Origin of the sequence: Enterobacter sp. K16B (assembly GCF_020216105.1) — a bacterium.
GTDB lineage: Bacteria > Pseudomonadota > Gammaproteobacteria > Enterobacterales > Enterobacteriaceae > Enterobacter > Enterobacter sichuanensis.
Genome location: NZ_JAIWJZ010000011.1, coordinates 59,196 through 79,905, shown reverse-complemented (window position 1 = coordinate 79,905; position 20,710 = coordinate 59,196). Strand labels below are relative to the sequence as shown.

At 55.2% G+C, this 20,710-nt stretch carries 20 protein-coding genes and 1 other annotated feature; of the genes, 9 read left to right on the top strand and 11 right to left on the bottom strand.

Annotated elements, in window-relative coordinates; translation table 11 throughout:
• Positions 1-18 precede the first annotated feature (18 nt).
• Positions 19-840 carry a nickel/cobalt efflux protein RcnA gene (locus tag LDK53_RS02900; RefSeq protein WP_225284152.1) on the bottom strand — a complete coding sequence of 274 codons (822 nt, stop codon included), beginning with the start codon at positions 838-840 and terminating at the stop codon, positions 19-21.
• Positions 841-976: 136 nt separating this feature from the next.
• On the opposite strand from LDK53_RS02900, the gene LDK53_RS02895 reads away from it, so the two are divergent.
• Positions 977-1,249 (top strand): metal/formaldehyde-sensitive transcriptional repressor, encoded by a 273-nt coding sequence (locus tag LDK53_RS02895; RefSeq protein ID WP_024906840.1) that lies wholly within the window; start codon positions 977-979, stop codon positions 1,247-1,249.
• Here LDK53_RS02895 and LDK53_RS02890 read toward each other — a convergent pair.
• The gene (locus tag LDK53_RS02890) at positions 1,242-2,807 is read right to left on the bottom strand and encodes an EAL domain-containing protein (RefSeq protein ID WP_225284150.1); all 1,566 of its coding nucleotides are present in this window, start codon (positions 2,805-2,807) and stop codon (positions 1,242-1,244) included. The two genes, LDK53_RS02895 and LDK53_RS02890, sit on opposite strands and share 8 nt — an antisense overlap.
• A gap of 220 nt (positions 2,808-3,027) precedes the next feature.
• Here LDK53_RS02890 and LDK53_RS02885 point away from each other — a divergent pair, with 220 nt between their 5' ends.
• Together LDK53_RS02885 and ykgO are read left to right on the top strand one after the other, a co-directional pair.
• Entirely contained in the window at positions 3,028-3,288 is a 261-nt protein-coding gene (locus LDK53_RS02885) for a type B 50S ribosomal protein L31 (protein WP_094918626.1), read from the top strand.
• Positions 3,289-3,290: 2 nt separating this feature from the next.
• Positions 3,291-3,431 (top strand): type B 50S ribosomal protein L36, encoded by a 141-nt coding sequence (ykgO, locus tag LDK53_RS02880; protein ID WP_003859006.1) that lies wholly within the window; start codon positions 3,291-3,293, stop codon positions 3,429-3,431.
• Here the strand turns inward: ykgO and LDK53_RS02875 are convergent.
• Positions 3,428-4,138 carry a GNAT family N-acetyltransferase gene (locus LDK53_RS02875; protein WP_225284148.1) on the bottom strand — a complete coding sequence of 237 codons (711 nt, stop codon included), beginning with the start codon at positions 4,136-4,138 and terminating at the stop codon, positions 3,428-3,430. The genes ykgO and LDK53_RS02875 overlap by 4 nt on opposite strands.
• Before the next feature lie 101 nt (positions 4,139-4,239).
• Here LDK53_RS02875 and LDK53_RS02870 point away from each other — a divergent pair, with 101 nt between their 5' ends.
• The gene (locus LDK53_RS02870; RefSeq protein WP_225284138.1) at positions 4,240-5,700 is read left to right on the top strand and encodes a PLP-dependent aminotransferase family protein; all 1,461 of its coding nucleotides are present in this window, start codon (positions 4,240-4,242) and stop codon (positions 5,698-5,700) included.
• Here LDK53_RS02870 and LDK53_RS02865 read toward each other — a convergent pair.
• The 6 genes from LDK53_RS02865 to acrA all read right to left on the bottom strand — a co-directional run bounded on the left by LDK53_RS02865 (position 5,672) and on the right by acrA (position 12,517).
• On the bottom strand, positions 5,672-6,139 hold the full coding sequence (locus LDK53_RS02865; RefSeq protein WP_225284119.1) for a YlaC family protein: 468 nt from the start codon (positions 6,137-6,139) through the stop codon (positions 5,672-5,674). The two genes, LDK53_RS02870 and LDK53_RS02865, sit on opposite strands and share 29 nt — an antisense overlap.
• 117 nt (positions 6,140-6,256) lie before the next feature.
• On the bottom strand, positions 6,257-6,808 hold the full coding sequence (gene maa, locus LDK53_RS02860) for a maltose O-acetyltransferase (protein WP_225284117.1): 552 nt from the start codon (positions 6,806-6,808) through the stop codon (positions 6,257-6,259).
• A gap of 208 nt (positions 6,809-7,016) precedes the next feature.
• Entirely contained in the window at positions 7,017-7,235 is a 219-nt protein-coding gene (locus LDK53_RS02855; RefSeq protein ID WP_008499287.1) for an HHA domain-containing protein, read from the bottom strand.
• Positions 7,236-7,268: 33 nt separating this feature from the next.
• The gene (tomB, locus tag LDK53_RS02850) at positions 7,269-7,643 is read right to left on the bottom strand and encodes an Hha toxicity modulator TomB (protein ID WP_008499288.1); all 375 of its coding nucleotides are present in this window, start codon (positions 7,641-7,643) and stop codon (positions 7,269-7,271) included.
• A 511-nt stretch (positions 7,644-8,154) separates the two neighbouring features.
• On the bottom strand, positions 8,155-11,301 hold the full coding sequence (gene acrB / locus LDK53_RS02845; protein WP_047957901.1) for a multidrug efflux RND transporter permease subunit AcrB: 3,147 nt from the start codon (positions 11,299-11,301) through the stop codon (positions 8,155-8,157).
• 22 nt (positions 11,302-11,323) lie between these two features.
• Positions 11,324-12,517: a multidrug efflux RND transporter periplasmic adaptor subunit AcrA gene (gene acrA / locus LDK53_RS02840; protein ID WP_095449311.1), complete on the bottom strand. Its 1,194-nt coding sequence runs from the start codon at positions 12,515-12,517 to the stop codon at positions 11,324-11,326.
• A 141-nt stretch (positions 12,518-12,658) separates the two neighbouring features.
• Here acrA and acrR point away from each other — a divergent pair, with 141 nt between their 5' ends.
• Both acrR and mscK read left to right on the top strand, forming a co-directional pair.
• Positions 12,659-13,312 carry a multidrug efflux transporter transcriptional repressor AcrR gene (gene acrR, locus LDK53_RS02835; protein ID WP_047957903.1) on the top strand — a complete coding sequence of 218 codons (654 nt, stop codon included), beginning with the start codon at positions 12,659-12,661 and terminating at the stop codon, positions 13,310-13,312.
• 113 nt (positions 13,313-13,425) lie between these two features.
• Complete coding sequence (gene mscK, locus LDK53_RS02830; RefSeq protein WP_225284106.1) at positions 13,426-16,782, top strand: mechanosensitive channel MscK; 3,357 nt, start codon at positions 13,426-13,428, stop codon at positions 16,780-16,782.
• A gap of 32 nt (positions 16,783-16,814) precedes the next feature.
• Here mscK and rsmS read toward each other — a convergent pair whose 3' ends face one another.
• Complete coding sequence (gene rsmS / locus LDK53_RS02825; RefSeq protein WP_059385620.1) at positions 16,815-16,988, bottom strand: pleiotropic regulatory protein RsmS; 174 nt, start codon at positions 16,986-16,988, stop codon at positions 16,815-16,817.
• 14 nt (positions 16,989-17,002) lie between these two features.
• Positions 17,003-17,530, bottom strand: a complete 528-nt coding sequence (gene priC / locus LDK53_RS02820; protein WP_225284095.1) for a primosomal replication protein N'' — start codon at positions 17,528-17,530, stop codon at positions 17,003-17,005.
• A 50-nt stretch (positions 17,531-17,580) separates the two neighbouring features.
• On the opposite strand from priC, the gene LDK53_RS02815 reads away from it, so the two are divergent.
• The 3 genes from LDK53_RS02815 to dnaX all read left to right on the top strand — a co-directional run bounded on the left by LDK53_RS02815 (position 17,581) and on the right by dnaX (position 20,674).
• Positions 17,581-17,958: a DUF454 family protein gene (locus tag LDK53_RS02815; protein ID WP_225284093.1), complete on the top strand. Its 378-nt coding sequence runs from the start codon at positions 17,581-17,583 to the stop codon at positions 17,956-17,958.
• A 150-nt stretch (positions 17,959-18,108) separates the two neighbouring features.
• Positions 18,109-18,660 (top strand): adenine phosphoribosyltransferase, encoded by a 552-nt coding sequence (gene apt / locus LDK53_RS02810; RefSeq protein WP_000127359.1) that lies wholly within the window; start codon positions 18,109-18,111, stop codon positions 18,658-18,660.
• A gap of 88 nt (positions 18,661-18,748) precedes the next feature.
• Positions 18,749-20,674 carry a DNA polymerase III subunit gamma/tau gene (dnaX, locus tag LDK53_RS02805; RefSeq protein WP_225284091.1) on the top strand — a complete coding sequence of 642 codons (1,926 nt, stop codon included), beginning with the start codon at positions 18,749-18,751 and terminating at the stop codon, positions 20,672-20,674.
• Positions 20,004-20,068 (top strand) — a sequence feature (DnaX frameshifting element). Its footprint overlaps the gene before it by 65 nt.
• Positions 20,675-20,710: the final 36 nt, after the last annotated feature.

The window sequence follows — 20,710 nt, the reverse complement described above, 5'->3', positions numbered from 1 at the left end:
CAGGGCGTGGCCGCCTGCTTACCCCAGAATCCCGCTCAGGCCGTGCAGGCTCATGTAAATCCCTACAACAGTAATCAGCGCAGCGGAGATCCACGGCGCTTTTCGGGAAAGTTCGCTAAACCCGGGCCAGCGTTTTGTCGCATGTTTGAGGCTTAAGGCGGCAATCGCGCCGGAAGCGACCAGGGTGATCGCCAGACCAATACTGAAGCTGAAGACCAGCGTCGCGCCAAGGGCAAAATGCTTGAGCTGCAGGCAGATGAGAAGAACGGTGATGGATGCCGGGCAGGGGATGAGCCCGCCGGTCAGGCCAAACACCACGATCTGTCCGGTGGTGACGTTTTGGCCGCTGAAGCGCCGGTTAATATCCTGCGCGTGGGCGCGCTGGTGAGCGTCCTGCCACTCGTCATCAACCAGCGGATGTTCGTGGTGGTGATCATGCTGGTGGTCATGGTCATGGTCGTGGTCGTGATGATGGTGGTGATGATGATGATCGTGCGGCTGGCCCTCTTTCCAGGTCCGCCACGCCATCCACAGGGCGATCAGGACGATCAAGACTCCCGATATCAGCTGGAACCAGGGCTCTGAAGTATGCGCATCCCAGCCCCGACCAAACCATAATCCGGCCATGGCAATAACCCAGACTACCGCCGTATGGGAAAGTGTGGCTGCCAGACCGAGCAGCACCGCCTGCTTCAGCGTGCCGCGGATGGCCACAATAAAGGCCGCCATCATCGTTTTTGAGTGGCCCGGCTCCAGGCCGTGTAGCGCGCCGAGCAGAATAGCACTGGGAACAAACAGCCAGGCATTGCCCTGCTGCAGAAGTGAAGCAAAATCGTTCATGGGAAATTCCGGAGTGGAGAGCGTGCTCAGATAGTACTCCCCCCCAGTAGATTAATACTACCCCCCAGTAGAAAAATACTCAGGGGGAGTAGAGCGTGATATGCTTTGAATGCCAAAGAAGAGAAGGGATCGCCCGATGTCACATACCGTTCGCGACAAGAAAATGTTATTGACCCGCCTGAAGAAAATTCAGGGGCAGAGTAACGCTCTGGAGAAAATGCTGAACAGCGATCACGAATGCGCCGAGGTGCTACAGCAGCTGGCGGCGATCCGTGGCGCGGTTAACGGCATGATGATGCAGGTGATCGAAGGGCATTTAACCGATCACGTGGTGAAAGAGCCCGAAGAAGCGCAGCGTGAAGCCGATCTTGGCGTGGTGTTGCAGGTGATCAAATCTTATCTTAAGTAGCGTGCGTTTCGAGGTTGTGTTCTGCCCAGAGAATAAATTCCGTTTTGGGCAGCGCTTTGCTGTAGTACCACCCCTGCCCATACTGCACGCCGTGTCGGTGCAGCCAGGCGAGTTGCCCTGCGGTTTCGACTCCCTCCGCGACCATCGCCAGCTTCAGCGATTTCGCCATTTCAATAATGTGCGGCGTCACGTTTTTATACTCCAGCGCATCCACGAATGATTTATCAATCTTGAGCGTGTCGACATCAAGGTCCTGCAGATAGCTCAGGCTGGAATAGCCCGTTCCAAAATCATCAATATAGACAGGATGGCCCGCCCGGCGGAATGCGGCGATAGCCGGCGCGCTAATTTGAGGATCGGCAAAGCCACGTTCGGTTAACTCAAGGTCGATCTGTCCGGGATGGACTTGCCACTTATTCAACAAGTGGCTCAGCAGCGGCGGCAGCGTGCCGGAAATCAAATCGGCGGGGGCGAGGTTAATGGAGATGTGCTGGTCGCCGTGCAGATGCAGCCAGTGGCCCATGTCTTCAAATACTTTTTCGATGACCAACTGCGTCAGCTGCGAGATGAGCCCCGTTTGCTCGGCCAGCGGCACAAAGATATCAGGAGAAAGACTGCTTCCGTCTGGCTGGGGCCAGCGCGTCAGCGCTTCTGCGCCAACAATTTTCCCGCTACACAGCGCCACGATGGGCTGATAGTGAACCACAAAATCGCGGCTGTTAATGGCGTCAAGCAGGCGATTGCGCGGCGACTGGATGCGACGCAGTATCCGCAGGACAAAAAGCGCGGCAAGCAGGCTTATCAGGATGCCGAAGGGCAGCCAGAACAGCAGCTGCCGGTGCCAGGTTTCAGCCAGCGGTTTGAGCGTCGCCCATGCGACAACGGTAAACCCCAGTTCGGGGACGGGCTTCATCACATACATCGAACCGTTGTACTGAACGCTGGTCATCTCCTGACCCTTAATCATGTCCCGGATGTGCGGATCGAGCGTATTGCTGCTGGCGAAGATGCGGCGTGTTGCACTTCCGACCAGGGCGGCATCAATCGCTATCTCACCGAAAGGGATCACATCCACCAGCGAAGCCGGATCGACCATGACCAGATAATGCCCTTTACCCAGCACAGCCATGTAATGATTAAACCCAAGATCGTTTTGGGTGGTCAGCCATGCACTGTAACCATCTTCGGTAATGCGCATCGGCGGCGGGAAAGGGGATGCATGACTGGTTTGCTCCAGGGAGGAGCAGAGCGGTTTGAGGTTGTCGATATAAATCACTTCCTGGACATATCGCCACGAGAAAGCGACCCGTCGCATCTCCCTTAACTGCAAAGGGCTACACGGCACGCCTTCAAAGGCCTGCAGGCGATCGAGCGCTTCTTTCGCCTGATCCACGACCCTGTCGGTGCGTATCAGCACGCGTGAGGCATAGTTATCCAGGGCATCGACAAATTTATCTTCCGCCTGGCGATGAGCCAGCCAGATGCTCAGGCAAATGGGGACCAGCACAGAAAAGATAAGTATGCCGGTCACCAGACTGACCAGATGTCGGGTTTTCATGCTGTCGTTTCCTTCCTCGTATGCCCGCTCCTGAGCACTGAGTTCCCTGCCTGAAGAGAAAGTTTTTACCGCGAAATGATATAGTTATAGCACGTGGGTGGCATGGTTTTCATTTTATCTCAGTGAAACCCGAAAATATCATCCTGATAGAGGGGGTTGTTTTTACAGCCTGGCCTGGATATTATTTTGTTATGTTATAACAAAACATAAGAGGTTTATGATGAAACCAGATATCCATCCCACTTATCGTACCGTGGTCTTCCACGACACCAGCGCCAATGAATATTTTAAAATTGGCTCAACCATTAGCACCGACCGCGAAATTGAGCTCGATGGTGAAACGTATCCGTACGTTACCCTTGATGTCTCATCAAAATCGCACCCGTTTTATACCGGCAAGCAGAAAACGTTCTCCACGGATGGCAGCGCAGCACGCTTCCGTAAGCGTTATGGCGGTTTTATCAATGCGAAGCGGGGCTAATCATGCAGGTACTTAACTCATTACGTAGCGCAAAACAGCGTCACCCGGATTGCCAGATAGTCAAACGCAAGGGACGCTTATATGTGATTTGCAAATCTAATCCGCGTTTTAAGGCGGTTCAGGGACGTAAAAAAAGACGCTAGACGCGTGTTTCTCGCCAGCTTTCCAGGGATCTTTTCTGTTTGCCATCGGCAGTAAAATTGTCGGTGGCAAGCCAGCCTTCAAAGGCGCTTGCCAGCGCCTGCCACTCTTTGTCGAGGATTGAAAACCAGTCGGTGTCCCGGTTATGTCCTTTTGTCACCAGCGCCTGGCGAAAACGCCCCTCAAACTGAAAACCCAGACGCAGGGCCGCTTTGCGGGACGGTTCGTTCAGACTATTGCATTTCCATTCATAACGCCGGTAACCAAGGGTATCGAAAACATACTGCATCAGCAGATATTGCGCTTCTGTTGACATAGGCGTGCGGCTTAACAGGGGAGAGAAGTGAACGTGCCCCACTTCCACAACGCCGTTTTTAGGATCGATCCGCATCAGGGCCAGCGTGCCGACCGGAGATTGGGTCTGGTTATCGATAACGGTAAAGTGCATGGGATCGGATAACTCACTCACGCTCGCGACCCATCCGGCGAACGCCTCTGCGGTGGCATCGGGCTCACGCAGCAGCCACGTCCAGCTGCGGGTATCTTCGGCCTGCGCATACGCGCAGAACAGCGCGTTAGCATGCTCCACCCGCAGCGGCTCAAGCCGGCAGTAACGACCCTGAAGTACCACCCGGGACGGATGTGGACGGGGTTGCCAGTCGATAAGCGGTTCGCCCACGGGCTGCCCAAACTGATTGATTGTATTCATCTTCATCTCCGTGACGTTGAAAAGAGTTCCAGACTAATGAATTGCTGGTTCCTTAAAAAGAACCACCAGGTTATGTTTTGATGGTGCCACGAGGAGGCGAGATGAATATTCCGGGTGATGAACTGTATACCTTGCTCAATGCAGCGCTGAAAAAACGTGGCGAGGAGACGCTCCAGCGTACGCTCTATCTGGCTTTGCGGGAGGCCATTCTGAGCGGAAGACTCCGCTCCGGCAGCCAGCTTTCCGGTTCGCGCACGCTGGCCCGGCAGCTCTCCCTTTCCCGCAATACCGTCAATGCGGCGCTGGACCAGCTCACCCTCGAAGGGTATCTGCAGCGTAATCGCCAGGGAACGCGGGTAACACTGTTTGCGCAGCGTGCTGTCCCGAGGTCATTGCCGGACCCTGCCATCACGCTTGCCAGACGGGTCAGCCTGCTGCCTGCACCGGTGCAGCGGGATACCCCGGTTCTTGCCTTTACGCCGGGGACACCCGCCATTAACTATTTCCCTCTGCCGCTATGGCGGCGGTTGTATGACCGCGTGATGCGGGAGGAGGGAAGCGCCCTGTTAGGTTACGGCGACCCCGCCGGCGAGCCGTCGCTGCGGGCAGCGATTGCCCGGCACCTTGCCTTGTCCCGCGGCATTGACTGTGACGCCAGCCAGATAGTGATCACTGAAGGCGCGCTTGAGGGCGTCAACCTGTGCACGATGCTGTTGAGCGAGCCGGGGGATATCGCCTGGGTAGAAAACCCCGGCTACAGTGGGGCAAAAAGCGCGTTTGTTAAAACCGGCCTGACGATGAGGGGCATTCCGGTGGATGACGAGGGAATGTGCTGGGAGGGACTGAATGCGCCTTCTCCCGCGTTGATTTTTACCTCACCCTCACATCAGTTTCCTTACGGGAGCGTGCTCAGTGCCCGGCGGCGTCTGGCCCTGCTGGCGCTGGCCAGAGAGCATAACGCCTGGATTATTGAGGACGACTACGACAGCGAATTCCGTTATGCCGGTGAGCCCGTACCGGCGATGCTGGGCATGGTGGCGAATGCTCCCGTGGTCTATCTGGGGACGTTCAGTAAGACGCTGTTTCCGTCGCTCAGAATGGGATTCATGGTGTTGCCGCCAGCGCTGGCGACAGCGGCTCGTCCGGCCATTGGCTCGCTATTGCGCGGAGGGCATCGCGCGGAGCAACGTACCCTGGCGCTGTTTATTGAAGAGGGTCATTATGCCCGCCATCTCGCCGCCATGCGTCGGCTCTATCGCAAACGCTACCGCCAGCTGCGGGAAGTGCTGGTTACAGAGCTTCATACCCCGCACCGCATTCTGGCGGGTGAAGGCGGCATGCATCTGACGCTGGCGATAGACGGGATTGACGACCAGAAGCTGGTGGAGCAGGCGAGGGCGTTTCAGCTGGCACCCGCTGCGTTGAGCGGGTATTACCTGGAGGCGAAGCAGGGGAAAACCGGTCTGGTGTTAGGTTACGGCAATACCTCTGCTTCGCAGTTTGCGTCGGGGATCCGACGTCTTCAGGCGCTCATTACGCAGCAGCAGGGCGGGAAAGGGTAAAAACATCGTAGAAAGAGAGCTGGCCTTTAGTGGAGACCATCTTCTGCAGCTTCTCTTTTTGCACGGTTTCCACTGCCGGAGAGTGCATGATGCTGTCGATAAGCTCCCCAGGTACGAAACGCGTGTTGTACCATTCGCCGTTGTAGCAGACCCGGAAATCGAGGACATCGATATCTTCGTAACGGTAGCGCGGGTTCACGTCAAAAAAGAAAAAGGCATTAAAGACGACAAACAGCACCACCAGCAGCCAGACGGAGTCCACCAGCGTTTCGGACTTGAGCATCACAATAAGCGTCGCCATCCAGGCGGCATACATGGCGACAAACAGGCCAGGGTGTTTGCGGATAAAGCTAATGCTAAAGCGCGGGCGATTATCGCGCTTTTCGCGGACGTTAAGATCGTCGATGGTGGCGATGAGCAGGCGCTGTATCTCGGTCATTTTTTGCCTTCATGAGAGTTGACAATACAGGGTGACCGCCAATTTTAGGGGAGCCATCAGGCTGAAAAAAGTAACAGTCTGGCGCTAAAAGACCATAACAGTTGGCTCCCCAGACCCTCACAGCGTTTTGATGATTTTTGCCGGGTTACCGCCCACGACGACGTTAGCCGGAACGTCTTTCGTCACGACGGCACCGGAGGCCACCACCACATTATCCCCTATCGTGACGCCAGGGTTAATGACCGCCCGACCACCGAGCCAGACATTATTCCCAATGGTGACGGGTTTTCCAAACTCCACGCCCCTATTACGCGCTTCCGCGTCCAGGGGATGGGTAGCCGTATAAATATGCACACCCGGTGCGAGCATGCAGTTATCGCCAATATGAATGGGGCAGACATCCAGCATCACGCAATCGAAGTTAGCGTAAAAGTTTTTGCCGAGATAAATGTTATATCCATAGTCACAGCGGAAGCTCGGTTCAATATAAGCCCCTTCGCTTTGCCCCAGAAGTTCCGCCAGAATGTTCTGGCGTTCTGTTTTTTCATCCGGCGCGGTGTGGTTATAGCGATAAATCAGATGGCGGGCTCGCAGTCGGTCGGCCCGTAACGTCTCATCACCGGGGCGGTAATGTTCACCGGCAATCATCTTCTGTTTTTCTAAGCTCATGGGAAACCTCTCTGGATGTCATTACCGCAGGGTAATCGGAACAGACCATAAGGGGAACGTTCCCGACAAGCTGGTGTGACTGTAGTCACAACATTGTTGCTGATGAACACGTTTTACACGGAGACCTGGCATACGCACAGGAGGTCTAACGGGACAGGTAAATATCGTTCAGAACGTGGCGTAGAACTCTACAGACACCTTTCAATGATTAACGGACAAATTTCCATACCGACGTTGGGATTTTGTCATAAAGCTTATTCATGGTCAGCTCAGCAAGACGATGGTCAGCGGCTGAATAAAATACCGCCAGTTCATTATCAGAAAGCTCGTATTTATTCTTTTCAATGACGCGTTCGAGGGTGTCAATTGACTGACAACGTCGCAGGCGCATCAAATAATCGATCTTAGTGAGTGGTTTATCAGACATAAATTCACCTTAGTATTAGTAATTGTAATAATTTTAACAGGAAAGACTAACCGGGTTAGCTCTGCTCACGTTGACGAAACAGCGGAATAGCCGGTTTCCCGATTTACGCCATTTTTGCAAATCCTGGGCGTTAATGCCGTAACTGCTGAACAACATAAAGGTGTCATCCAGGTATTCATCAATTTGCTCAATGAGCTTATTATCTTCATTGTACTTAATTTTATAATTAAGTGCGAAGGTTGCGATATGCTCTATCAGCTCATTCAACTGTAAATTGATGGCAGACGTTGGGTCGTTTACCCAGCCATGGTTGCTTTCATCAAGGTTGGCAAGGCAGTCATGGTACAAGGATTCGCAGAGAAATTTCAACTGCGCGATATCATGCCTTTTTGGCGAGTACTCGTCCATAGCGCATCCCCTTCTGAGTGATTTCTTACTCACCGAACATCATTGTCGGGATGGATACAACATACTTAGCCACACGGGTGCGGTGTTCCTGATAACTCTAACTATAAGCCACTCTCATCAGGATTTCATCGCGCTATTACGAAAAATTACAAATAAAACTGCAGACTGCGAGCGTTAACGCAATTGTTCCTCCAGAAGAGAACTTTTTGAACCCAATTAACACTGGCTTTTTATCGCTTCCTTACCTTTCATTGGCTTAGCGTAAACAACGAGAAAAGTTCAGTTCCGGAGTTCTCTTTGTCAGAACTTCTTATTAGGAATATTCCTAACAACTTAAGCGGGGAAATGAAATTAAAAAAATCCTGAATTCACCGATTAAGTTATCCGTTAATTATGATATGTCTAATTAAGATGGCAGAAAATAAATGGAACGACAATAAGCGTAATTTATGATTTTTTCTGAAAATGAAAAAGGCCGCGAATGCGGCCTTTTTATCATGTGGAACCGGTATCAGTGAGGTTCTACCGAATGACTGTGCTCAATATCTTCATTCTTACGGCTGAAGCGGCGGCGAACCACCACGAAGAACACCGGTACGAAGAAGATAGCCAGTACGGTCGCGGTGATCATACCGCCCATAACCCCTGTACCAACCGCGTTCTGCGCGCCGGAGCCCGCACCGGAGCTGATAACCAGCGGCAGTACGCCGAGGATAAACGCCAGGGACGTCATCAGGATAGGGCGCAGACGCATACGAACCGCCTCCAGCGTCGCCTCAATCAGACCTTTGCCTTCTTTCTCCATCAGATCTTTGGCGAATTCGACGATAAGTATCGCGTTCTTCGCCGACAAGCCAATGGTTGTCAGCAGGCCTACCTGGAAGTACACGTCGTTGGTCAGTCCACGGAACGTCGCCGCAAGCAGCGCACCGATAACCCCGAGTGGCACCACCAGCATAACCGAGAACGGAATCGACCAGCTCTCATACAGTGCCGCCAGACACAGGAAGACCACAATCAGTGAAATGGCGTACAGAGCAGGGGCCTGGTTACCGGACAGACGTTCCTGATAGGACATACCGGTCCAGTCATAGCCGATACCCGAAGGCAGTTTGCTTGCCAGCTCTTCCATCAGGTTCATGGCTTCACCGGTACTTCGGCCCGGCGCGGCCTGACCCAGAATCTCCATAGATGGCAGACCGTTATAGCGTTCCAGACGCGGTGAACCATACTCCCAGCGCGACGTAGAGAACGCCGAGAACGGCACCATCTGACCGTTGCTGCCACGCACGAACCAGTTATTGATATCGTTCGGCAACATACGGTATTGCGCTTCTGACATCACGTACACTTTCTTCACACGACCGCGGTCGATGAAGTCGTTAACGTAGCTACCGCCCCAGGCTGCACCCAGTGTGGTATTGATGTCACTGATGGACACGCCCAGCGCCTGAGCTTTCTCCTGGTCGATGTCGATTTTGAACTGCGGCGTATCTTCCAGGCCGTTTGGACGCACGCCGACCAGCAGGTCAGGATGTTTCGCGACTTCGCCAAACAACTGGTTACGCGCCTGGGTCAGTTTTTCGTGACCCAAACCGCCCTGGTCGATCAGCTGGAAGTCGAAACCGGTCGCGGTACCCAGTTCAACAATCGCTGGCAGGTTGAAGGCGAAGACCATCGCATCTTTAATCTGCGAGAAGGTGCCCATTGCACGGCCGGTAATGGCCTCAACTTTATTCTCTTTACCCGGGCGTTCCGCCCAGTCTTTCAGAGAGACGAAGGCGATACCGGTGTTCTGACCACGACCCGCAAAACCAAAGCCGTTAACCGCAAACACGGACTCAACGTTGGCTTTCTCTTTGGTGAGGTAGTAGTCCGTCACTTCATCCAGCACTTTTTGGGTACGCTCTTGTGACGCACCCGCCGGAAGCTGTGCCATCGTCAGGAACACGCCCTGGTCTTCATCCGGCAGGAACGAGCTTGGCAGACGAACGAACAGGAAAGCCATGCCTACCACGATGATGATATAGAGCAGCAGATAACGACCGGTGCTGCGCAGGATGTTACCCACGCTGTCGGTGTAGTGGTGCGTGCTCTTATCAAACATGCGGTTAAACCAGCCGAAGAATCCTTTGTGCTCGCCATGGCCGCCTTTCTGAATCGGCTTCAGCATCGTGGCACACAGCGCAGGCGTCAGGATCAACGCCACCAGCACCGACAGCGCCATCGCCGAGACGATGGTAATCGAGAACTGACGGTAAATCGCACCGGTAGAGCCCCCGAAGAAGGCCATCGGGATAAATACCGCAGACAGAACCATCGCAATACCGACCAGCGCGCCCTGGATCTGACCCATTGATTTACGGGTCGCTTCTTTCGGCGGCAGACCCTCTTCCGCCATGACACGCTCGACGTTTTCTACCACCACGATGGCGTCATCCACCAGCAAGCCGATGGCGAGCACCATTCCGAACATCGTCAGGGTGTTTATCGAGAAGCCAAAAGCCGCGAGGATGGCAAATGTCCCCAGAAGAACGACCGGAACGGCGATAGTTGGGATAAGCGTCGCACGGAAGTTTTGCAGGAACAGATACATTACCAGGAAGACCAGAATGATCGCTTCTGCCAGCGTTTTCACCACTTCGTGGATCGAGATTTTAACGAACGGCGTGGTGTCGTACGGATAAACGATCTTCAGACCTGACGGGAAGAACGGTTCCATTTTCTTCAGTTCTGCACGGATCGCCGTGGCGGTGTCCAGGGCGTTAGCGCCTGTCGCCAGTTTGATCCCCAGACCCGAAGCTGGTTTACCGTTGAACTTCGCGATGATGTCGTAGTTCTCACCGCCCAGCTCAACTTTCGCCACGTCGCGCAGGCGAACCTGCGAACCGTCCTGATTCACTTTCAGCAGAATTTTGCTGAACTCATCAGCGGAGGTCAGACGGGTTTGCGCGATGATCGAGGCGTTAAGCTGCTGGCCTTTCACCGGCGGCGTGCCGCCTAACTGGCCGGCTGCCACCTGGGCGTTCTGCGCTTTAATGGCGTTAATCACGTCAACCGGGGTCAACTGGAAGTTGTTCAGTTTGTTCGGATCCATCCAGATACGCATCGCGTACTGGGAACCGAACAGCTGCACGTCACCCACACCGGAGGTACGGCTGATGGCGTCCTTCATGTTGGCGCCCACGTAGTCGGAAATATCCTCCTGCGTCATGGTGCCGTTGGTGTTGATAACGCCGACAACCATCAGGAAGCTACTGGACGATTTCTCAACGCTCACGCCCTGCTGTTGCACTTCCTGCGGCAGCAATGGCATCGCCAGCTGCAGCTTGTTCTGCACCTGAACCTGCGCAATGTCAGCATCCGTACCTGACTCGAAGGTCAGGGTGATCTGCACGGTACCGGTGGAGTCACTGTTTGAGGACATGTACATCAGGTTATCGATACCGTTCATGTTCTGTTCGATAACCTGCGTCACGGTGTCCTGCACCGTTTTCGCATCAGCCCCTGGATAGGTTGCGGAAATTGTCACCGCCGGTGGCGCAATCGTTGGATATTGCGCGACAGGCAGCTTCAGGATCGCAAGTCCCCCAGCCAGCATGATGATAATGGCGATCACCCACGCAAATATGGGGCGATCGATAAAGAAATTAGGCATGTCTTAACGGCTCCTGTTTAAGTTAAGACTTGGTTTGTTCTGACTGGCCAGCGGCCGAAGCTTGTTGTTTATCGTCAGATTTCACTTCCTGTGCTTTAACCTGCGCGCCAGGACGAACTTTTTGCAAACCAGTAACAATCACGCGATCGCCATCTTTCAGACCTTCCGTCACCAGCCATTTATCGCCAATCGCCTGGGTTGCGGTGATATTGCGCATTTCGACTTTGTCATCTGCCCCAACAACCAGTGCGCTCGCATCGCCGCGTGGCGTACGGGTCACACCCTGCTGTGGAACCAGAAGGGCGGTAGGGTTCGTTCCTTCTTCCAGACGCGCGCGAACAAACATTCCTGGCAGCAGATTTTTGTCAGGGTTCGGGAAAATCGCACGTAAGGTGATGGAACCGGTGGTCTGGTCGACCGTCACATCAGAGAACTCCAGGGTACCTTCCTGTGGGAACTTGATACCGTCGTTGGTAATCAGCTCCACTTTGGCTTTGCCGTTTTCCTGTTTCAGGGTGCCGTTAGCCAGTTCCTGTTTCAGACGCAGGAAGTCGTTGCTGGACTGCGTAACGTCAACGTAGATCGGGTCAAGCTGCTGTACGGTCGCCAGCGCCGTGGTCTGACCGTTCTGCACCAGCGCTCCTTCCGTCACGGAAGACTTACCAATACGACCGCTGATAGGGGAGGTCACTTTGGTATAGGCCAGGTTGATGCGCGCGGTTTCAACGGCCGCTTTCGCTGCTACCACAGCCGCGTTCGCCTGCTGGGCATCCGCCAGGGCAGTATCGTAATCCTGTTGGCTGATGTACTTGGTACCGAGCAGTTTCTGGTAACGGTTCAGCGTCAACTGGGCAATTTTGGCTGCGGCTTGCGCTTTCGCCAGGTCGCCTTTCGCGCTTTCATACGATGCCTGATAGGTTGCAGGATCAATCTGATACAGAGACTCACCGGCCTGCACATCACCGCCTTCAGTAAAGTTACGTTTCAGGATAATGCCGCTAACCTGAGGACGCACTTCCGCAATGCGATAAGCACTGGTACGGCCGGGTAATTCGGTGGTGATTTGTAGAGGTTCAGATTTGAGCGTCACGACGCCTACTTCTGGCGCCTGCTGAGCTCCTTGTTGAGCCGGTTTGTCGTCACATCCTGTTAGCGCTAAGCTGCCTGAGAGCATCAGAACGACCGCCAGAGGCGTTAACCCTCTGTTTTTGTTCATATGTAAACCTCGAGTGTCCGATTTCAAATTGATCAATGGTCCTGAGTCCAAAAACCCATTGCTGCGTTTATATTATCGTCATGCTATGGTACATACATTCACAAATGTATGTAAATCTGACTCCTGTAAATTCACTCACCTATGGCACGAAAAACCAAACAACAAGCGCTGGAAACCCGACAACACATTCTGGATGTGGCAATACGTTTGTTTTCCCAGCAGGGGGTGTCATCCACCTCGCTGGCTCAAATTGCTCAGGCTGCCGGTGTGACGCGGGGAGCGATTTACTGGCATTTTAAAGACAAGTCAGATCTGTTCAGTGAAATCTGGGAGCTTTCAGAGTCCAGCATTAGCGATCTCGAGAGTGAGTATCGGGCAAAATTCCCTGACGATCCACTCTCAGTATTAAGAGAAATATTAGTATATATCCTTGAAGCGACGGTAGTTGAAGAACGTCGCAGGCTAATGATGGAAATTATCTTCCATAAATGCGAGTTCGTGGGCGAGATGGCGGTGGTGCAGCAGGCGCAGCGCAGCCTTAGCCTGGAAAGTTATGACCGTATTGAGCACAACCTGCGGCTGTGCATGGAGGCAAAACTTTTACCGGCCAATCTGTTCACCCGCCGGGCGGCTATCCTGATGCGCAGCTACATTTCCGGTCTGATGGAAAACTGGCTCTTTGCGCCGCAGTCCTTTGACCTCAAAGCGGAAGCCCGCAGCTACGTCGCGATTTTACTGGAAATGCTACAGCTCTGTCCGACCCTGCGCAGCGATGCGCCTTCGCTAACTGCCTGAGGCCTTTCCAGGATTTATCTCAGAGGATAACGTTCGCGCTATTCTGCTTCAGGCGAGCGTGATATTCTTCACGCCGGACTATTTTCGGTCATCTTCTGACATCATTCACAATTATGCTGCCCATCAATCGCTCGCAACATCCTGTTTTTGCATTGCTCTTTGCGATGCTGTTTTTCTTCGCTACGGCGCCGCTGACCTGGGCCCGCGCCGATAACAGCAATGATATCCCCTCGCGTGCCGATGTTCAGTCGCAACTCGACACCCTGAACAAACAGAAAGACCTCTCGCCTCAGGATAAGCTTACCCAGCAGGATTTAACGGAAACGCTGGAAACGCTGGATAAAATTGAGCGTGTTAAAGCCGAAACCGCCCAGCTTCGTCAGAAGGAGGCGCAGGCCCCTGAAAACATGCGTAAAGCGACGGAATCGCTGAATGCCCTGAGTGACGTCGATAACGACGACGAAACGCGCAAAACGCTCTCGACGCTCTCCCTGCGTCAGCTGGAATCGCGCGTTGCGCAGTTACTCGACGACCTGCAAACCGCGCAATCCGATCTCGCAACCTATAACAGCCAGCTGGTCTCCCTGCAGACCCAGCCCGAGCGTGTGCAAAACGCGATGTACGCCGCGTCTCAGCAGCTGCAGCAAATCCGCAACCGTCTGAATGGCACGACGGTGGGGGAAGGCACACTGCGCCCGACCCAGCAAACCCTGCTGCTGGTGCAGCAGACGTTGCTCAATGCGCAGATCGAACAGCAGCGTAAAAGCCTGGAAGGGAACACGGTGCTGCAGGATACGCTGCAGAAGCAGCGTGATTACGTCACCGCAAATATTAATCGCCTGGAACACCAGCTTCAGCTGTTGCAGGAGGCGGTTAACAGCAAGCGTCTGACGCTGACGGAAAAAACAGCCCAGGAGGCCGTCTCACCTGACGAAACCGCCCGCATCCAGGCGAACCCGCTGGTGAAACAGGAGCTTGAGGCTAACCATCAGCTTAGTCAGCGCCTGATACTGGCGACAGAAAACGGCAACTCGCTGGTTCAGCAAAATATCAAAGTTAAAAACTGGCTGGATCGTGCGCTGCAGGCGGAACGCAATATCAAAGAGCAGATCGCGGTCCTCAAAGGCAGCCTCCTGCTGTCGCGTATTCTCTACCAGCAGCAGCAGACGCTCCCGTCCGCCGATGAGCTGGAGGACATGACCAACCGCATTGCGGATTTACGTCTGGAACAATTCGACGTTAACCAGCAGCGCGATGCCCTGTTCCAGAGCGATGCCTTTGTCGCCAAAATTGAAGAGGGTCATTCCAGCGACGTGAATCCTGAAGTGCACGATGCGCTGCTTCAGGTTGTTGATATGCGTCGCGAGCTGCTGGACCAGCTCAACAAACAGCTGGGCAACCAGCTGATGATGGCCATTAACCTGCAAATCAACCAGCAGCAGCTGGTGAGCGTCTCGAAAAGCCTGCAGGAGATCCTGACCCAGCAGATTTTCTGGGTAAACAGCAACAAACCGATGGACTGGGACTGGGTGAAATCCTTCCCGGAGACGCTGAAAACGCAGATCAAGAGCATGAAAATCACCGTGAACTGGGAGAAAGCCTGGCCTGCGGTGATGATTGCCTTCCTTGCGGGGTTACCGCTGCTGCTGATCGCGGGCCTGATTCGCTGGCGTCTGGGCTGGCTGAAAAAATACCAGGCCAAACTGGCGTCTGAAGTGGGGCAACTGCGAAACGATAGCCAGCTGCATACGCCAAAAGCGATTCTGATCGACCTCATTCGTGCCCTGCCGGTATGCCTGATTATCCTGGCGGTGGGGCTGATCCTGCTTACCATGCAGCTTAACGTCAGCGATCTGCTGTGGGCGTTCAGTAAAAAACTGGCGCTGTTCTGGCTGGTGTTCGGCGTGTGCTGGAAGGTGCTGGAAAAAGATGGCGTGGCCGTGCGTCATTTCAACATGCCTGCCCAGCTGACCAGCCACTGGCGTCGTCAGATTGTGCGCATCAGCCTGGCGCTCCTGCCGCTGCACTTCTGGTCGGTTGTCTCTGAACTTTCCCCGCTGCATCTGATGGATGATGTGCTGGGCCAGCTGGTCATCCTGCTGAACCTGCTGCTGATTGCTATCCTGATGTGGCCGATGTGCCGCGACAGCTGGCGTGATAAAGAGTCCCACAATATTCGTCTGGCCACCGTGACGGTGCTGGCGATCATTCCGCTGGCGCTGATGGTGCTTACGGCGACGGGCTACTTCTATACCACGCTGCGCCTGTCCGGACGCTGGATTGAAACGGTCTATCTGGTGATCGTCTGGAACCTGCTCTACCAGACCGTGCTGCGCGGCCTGAGCGTAGCGGCCCGTCGCATTGCCTATCGCCGCGCCATCGCGCGTCGTCAGCATCAGGTGAAAGAGGGGGCCGAAGGGGCTGAGCCACAGGAAGAGCCGACCATCGCGCTGGAGCAGGTTAACCAGCAGACGCTGCGTATCACCATGCTGGTGATGATCGCGCTGTTTGCCGTGATGTTCTGGGCGATCTGGTCCGATCTTATTACCGTTTTCGCCTATCTCGACAGTATTACCCTCTGGCAATACAACGGAACCGAAGCCGGTGCGGCGGTCATGAAAAGCGTGACCATGGGTAGCCTGCTGTTTGCTCTGGTGTCGTCGGTCGTGGCCTGGGCGCTGATTCGCAACCTGCCGGGCCTGCTGGAAGTGCTGGTTCTGTCGCGTCTGAATCTGCGCCAGGGAGCCTCGTACGCCATTACCACGATCCTCAACTACGTCATCATTATTGTGGGGGCGATGACGGTCTTTGGCTCGCTTGGCGTGTCGTGGGACAAACTGCAGTGGCTGGCGGCCGCGCTCTCGGTCGGTCTGGGTTTTGGTCTGCAGGAGATCTTCGGTAACTTTGTCTCTGGCCTGATCATCCTGTTTGAACGTCCGGTGCGTATCGGCGATACCGTCACCATCGGCACTTTCTCCGGTACGGTCAGCAAGATCCGTATTCGTGCTACCACCATCACCGACTTCGATCGTAAAGAGGTGATCATCCCGAACAAAGCGTTTGTGACCGAGCGTCTGATCAACTGGTCGCTCTCCGACACGGTGACGCGCGTGGTGATCCGCCTGGGCGTGGCGTATGGATCGGATCTGGAGAAGGTGAAAGAGGTGCTGCTCAAGGCAGCGTCGGAACATCCGAAAGTGATGCACGATCCGGCCCCGGCGGTGTTCTTCACCACCTTTGGGCCGAGCACGCTGGATCACGAGCTGCGTTTATACGTGCGTGAACTGCGTGACCGCAGCTACACGGTGGATGAGCTGAACCGTTCTATCGATCGCCTGTGTCGTGAAAACGATATAAATATCGCCTTCAACCAGCTTGAGGTTCACCTGCGTAATGAAAAAGGTGATGAGCATACGGAAGTGAAGCGCGAGATTAAGGGGGACGGCCCTCATCCTAACCCTCTCCCTTGAAGGGAGAGGGAATAATCGGGTGCGGACTGCTTTTACCCTCTCTCCTCTGGGGAGAGGGTAGGGTGAGGTGAAAGTTTTCCCTCAAAATCCCGACGCACAATCTCCAGCGCCTTCAGTACCGTTTCTGCAGGGATCTCATGATTCTCCAGCAGCATAATCAAATCGACGGCCAGTTTGACCTCATCGGGTGCATTTTCCAGTGACATAAGTATGGCTCCTGTTAACGGGTCAAACGTTCAATGACGCGCTCAATCTCCTCCAGCGCCTGACGGCAGCGGACGATGCGACCTTCCAGCGCGCCGATCTCGCGCATCAATAGCTGCTGCTCTTCCAGCGTTTCGCTGTTATTCAGCCGCACTTCGCGTTCGCGCTTCATCTCAAACAGCCGGCGTTCAAACTCCTGATTTTCCAGCCGCTTTCGCTGCCATTTGCCGAGCCCCGGCGAGGCACTGTCCCAGGCGCGCAGCGGCCAGGCGGCAATTTCGCGGTGCAGGGCGGTAATCTGCTCAGTGAGATGCTCAGCGAGCCACGCCACCTGTTCAGGCTGTTCACGCTCAACGGCATGGCGCAGCTCGTCGAGGTTGGTCTGCGCTTCCGCAATATACTCCTCGATTACTGTACTGCGGGTACGAAAAAGCTGCCGGTCAAAGCGCGGCTTCAGCGTGGCGTGCCCCAGCAGAGGGATGGCCTCGGCTCGCAGGGCGCTCAGCTGTTTTTGCAGCATCTCCAGAAGCAAGGCTGTTTTCAAGGCGCTCTCCAGTGGTAAAGTAGCCGTTCAGTTTGATAACGATTCGCATTATGCAGCGCACTATTTTAATCATCATTGGCTGGCTCGCGGTAGTGCTTGGCACGCTGGGCGTGGTTTTGCCCCTACTGCCGACCACGCCGTTTATCCTGCTGGCGGCCTGGTGCTTCGCCCGCTCGTCACCGCGTTTTCACCACTGGCTGCTGTATCGCTCGTGGTTTGGTGGCTATTTGCGGCACTGGCAAAAACACCGGGCCATGCCGCCCGGTGCGAAGCCGCGCGCGATTGCGGTGATCCTCATCACCTTCGCGATGTCATTATGGCTGGTGAAAATGCTGTGGGTGCAGATCCTGTTGCTGGTCATACTCACCTGTCTGCTCATCTTCATGTGGCGGATCCCCGTGGTTGATGAAAAGCAACAAAAGCACTGAAGCCTCATCATGGCTGTTGCAATTATCACGCGCAGCCAGTAAATTCGACCGTTTTCGAGCACAGGTGCGCCTGGTCAAAGGTTAAACAATTGTTGCCTTGGCCGACTCGTTGCGCGCCGTGAGTAACACTGTTTCATTTAGGCAAAACCGATGACCGCAACTGCACAGCAGCTTGAATATCTGAAAAACAGCATCAAAAGCATCCAGGACTATCCAAAGCCTGGCATTCTTTTCCGTGATGTCACCAGCTTGCTGGAAGACCCGAAAGCGTACGCCCTCAGCATTGAACTTCTGGTCGAGCGTTATAAAAACGCCGGGATCACCAAAGTAGTAGGTACTGAAGCCCGCGGCTTCCTGTTTGGCGCACCGGTTGCGCTGGCGATGGGCGTTGGGTTTGTGCCAGTGCGTAAACCGCGCAAGCTGCCGCGTGAAACCATCGCCGAGAGCTATGAGCTGGAGTACGGCACCGATCAGCTGGAGATCCACGTTGATGCGATCAAGCCTGGCGACAAAGTGCTGGTGGTTGACGACCTGCTGGCAACCGGCGGCACTATCGAAGCAACGGTGAAGCTGATTCGTCGTCTGGGTGGCGAAGTGACCGACGCGGCCTTCATCATCAATCTGTTCGATCTCGGCGGTGAGCAGCGCCTGGAAAAACAGGGCATTACCAGCTACAGCCTGGTGCCTTTCCCGGGTCATTAATCCCGGTTTTCACAACCTCGCTCAATGGGTGAGGTTGTGATAGCATTCCCCTCCATAAATTCACCTTCCAGCGTTGCAGAGCCTGCCCATGAGTTATCAGGTGTTAGCCCGTAAATGGCGACCACAAACCTTTGCTGACGTTGTCGGTCAGGAGCATGTGCTGACGGCCCTGGCGAACGGCTTGTCGCTAGGTCGCATCCATCACGCTTATCTTTTCTCCGGCACCCGCGGCGTCGGTAAGACCTCTATTGCCCGTTTGCTGGCAAAAGGTCTCAACTGCGAAACCGGGATCACCGCCACCCCCTGCGGCGTGTGTGATAACTGCCGGGAGATCGAGCAGGGGCGTTTTGTCGATCTGATCGAGATCGACGCCGCCTCGCGCACCAAAGTTGAAGATACCCGCGACCTGCTGGACAACGTCCAGTACGCCCCGGCGCGCGGCCGCTTCAAGGTCTACCTGATCGATGAAGTGCACATGCTGTCCCGCCACAGCTTCAACGCCCTGCTGAAAACGCTGGAAGAGCCGCCTGCGCACGTGAAATTCCTGCTGGCGACCACCGATCCGCAAAAGCTGCCGGTCACGATCTTATCCCGCTGCCTGCAGTTCCATCTGAAGGCCCTGGACGTTGAGCAGATCCGCACGCAGCTTGAGCACATTCTTGACGAAGAGAAGATTGTCCACGAACCGCGCGCCCTGCAACTGCTGGCCCGCGCGGCAGACGGCAGCCTGCGTGATGCGTTAAGCCTCACCGACCAGGCGATTGCCAGCGGTGACGGCAAGCTCTCGACTGACGCGGTCAGCACCATGCTCGGTACGCTGGATGACGATCAGGCGCTTTCGCTTATTGAGGCGATGATTGCCGCCAACGGTGAACGCGTAATGTCGCAGGTGAATGCGGCAGCCGCACGGGGTATTGAATGGGAAGGGCTGCTGGTTGAGATGCTTAGCCTGCTGCACCGCGTGGCAATGCTGCAGCTTTCTCCGTCGGCCATTGGTGCGGATATGGCCGCCATTGAACAGCGGATGCGTGAGCTTGCCCGCACCGTGCCGCCTGCCGACGTGCAGCTCTACTACCAGACGCTGCTGATTGGCCGCAAAGAGCTACCTTTCGCGCCGGACCCCAGAATGGGCGTTGAAATGACGCTGCTGCGCGCGCTGGCGTTCCACCCGCGCATGCCATTGCCGGAGCCGGAAGCGCCGCGGCAGTCTTTCGCCCCGGTCGCCCCTACGGCGGTGATGTCGCCGCAGCAGGGGCCACCGCAGCCGACACCGCCGCCGCAGAACGTGCCGCTGTCGGATGCCACCAGTTCGGTGCTTGCCGCACGCAGCCAACTGCAGCGTGCCCAGGGAGTAACCAAACCAAAAAAGAGTGAACCGGCAGCGCCAGGAAGAGCGCGGCCGGTGAACAACGCCGCGCTTGAACGACTGGCCTCGGTAACGGAGCGCGTACAGTCGCGTCCGGCACCGTCCGCGCTCGAGCAGAAAGCCCCGGTGAAAGAAGAGGCTTACCGCTGGAAGGCGACCACCGTTGTCGAAACGGTCAAGGAAGTGGTTGCCACGCCGAAAGCGCTGAAAAAGGCGCTGGAGCATGAAAAAACGCCGGAGCTGGCCGCGAAGCTTGCCGAAGAGGCTATTGCGCGCGACGCCTGGGCCGCTGAGGTCAGCCAGCTTCAGTTGCCGAAGCTGGTCGAGCAGGTCGCGCTGAATGCCTGGAAAGAGCAGGACGGCAATCAGGTGCGTTTGCACCTGCGTCCGGGTCAACGCCACCTGAATTCACCCGGTGCGCAAAAGGCGCTGGCCGAGGCGCTGGCCGCTTTACAGGGTTCACCGGTTGAATTGACTATCATTGAAGATGATAATCCGGCGGTGAAAACGCCGCTGGAGTGGCGCCAGGCCATTTATGAAGAGAAGCTCGCGCAGGCGCGCGAGGCGATTATTGCGGATAACAACATTCAGACCCTGCGCCGGTTCTTCGACGCCGATCTGGATGAAGAGAGTATTCGCCCCATTTGATCGTGAGTCTGACTTACGGTTGTAATCCTTAAACGT

Coding starts and splice junctions, on each gene's coding strand:
- LDK53_RS02895 (WP_024906840.1), top strand. CDS start 977: ATGTCACATACCGTTCGCGACAAGAAAATGTTATTGACCCGCCTGAAG.
- ykgO (WP_003859006.1), top strand. CDS start 3,291: ATGCAGGTACTTAACTCATTACGTAGCGCAAAACAGCGTCACCCGGAT.
- LDK53_RS02875 (WP_225284148.1), bottom strand. CDS start 4,138: ATGAATACAATCAATCAGTTTGGGCAGCCCGTGGGCGAACCGCTTATC.
- LDK53_RS02885 (WP_094918626.1), top strand. CDS start 3,028: ATGAAACCAGATATCCATCCCACTTATCGTACCGTGGTCTTCCACGAC.
- LDK53_RS02890 (WP_225284150.1), bottom strand. CDS start 2,807: ATGAAAACCCGACATCTGGTCAGTCTGGTGACCGGCATACTTATCTTT.
- maa (WP_225284117.1), bottom strand. CDS start 6,808: ATGAGCTTAGAAAAACAGAAGATGATTGCCGGTGAACATTACCGCCCC.
- LDK53_RS02815 (WP_225284093.1), top strand. CDS start 17,581: ATGCAGCGCACTATTTTAATCATCATTGGCTGGCTCGCGGTAGTGCTT.
- acrR (WP_047957903.1), top strand. CDS start 12,659: ATGGCACGAAAAACCAAACAACAAGCGCTGGAAACCCGACAACACATT.
- LDK53_RS02870 (WP_225284138.1), top strand. CDS start 4,240: ATGAATATTCCGGGTGATGAACTGTATACCTTGCTCAATGCAGCGCTG.
- LDK53_RS02900 (WP_225284152.1), bottom strand. CDS start 840: ATGAACGATTTTGCTTCACTTCTGCAGCAGGGCAATGCCTGGCTGTTT.
- acrA (WP_095449311.1), bottom strand. CDS start 12,517: ATGAACAAAAACAGAGGGTTAACGCCTCTGGCGGTCGTTCTGATGCTC.
- acrB (WP_047957901.1), bottom strand. CDS start 11,301: ATGCCTAATTTCTTTATCGATCGCCCCATATTTGCGTGGGTGATCGCC.
- LDK53_RS02855 (WP_008499287.1), bottom strand. CDS start 7,235: ATGTCTGATAAACCACTCACTAAGATCGATTATTTGATGCGCCTGCGA.
- mscK (WP_225284106.1), top strand. CDS start 13,426: ATGCTGCCCATCAATCGCTCGCAACATCCTGTTTTTGCATTGCTCTTT.
- dnaX (WP_225284091.1), top strand. CDS start 18,749: ATGAGTTATCAGGTGTTAGCCCGTAAATGGCGACCACAAACCTTTGCT.
- rsmS (WP_059385620.1), bottom strand. CDS start 16,988: ATGTCACTGGAAAATGCACCCGATGAGGTCAAACTGGCCGTCGATTTG.
- apt (WP_000127359.1), top strand. CDS start 18,109: ATGACCGCAACTGCACAGCAGCTTGAATATCTGAAAAACAGCATCAAA.
- LDK53_RS02865 (WP_225284119.1), bottom strand. CDS start 6,139: ATGACCGAGATACAGCGCCTGCTCATCGCCACCATCGACGATCTTAAC.
- tomB (WP_008499288.1), bottom strand. CDS start 7,643: ATGGACGAGTACTCGCCAAAAAGGCATGATATCGCGCAGTTGAAATTT.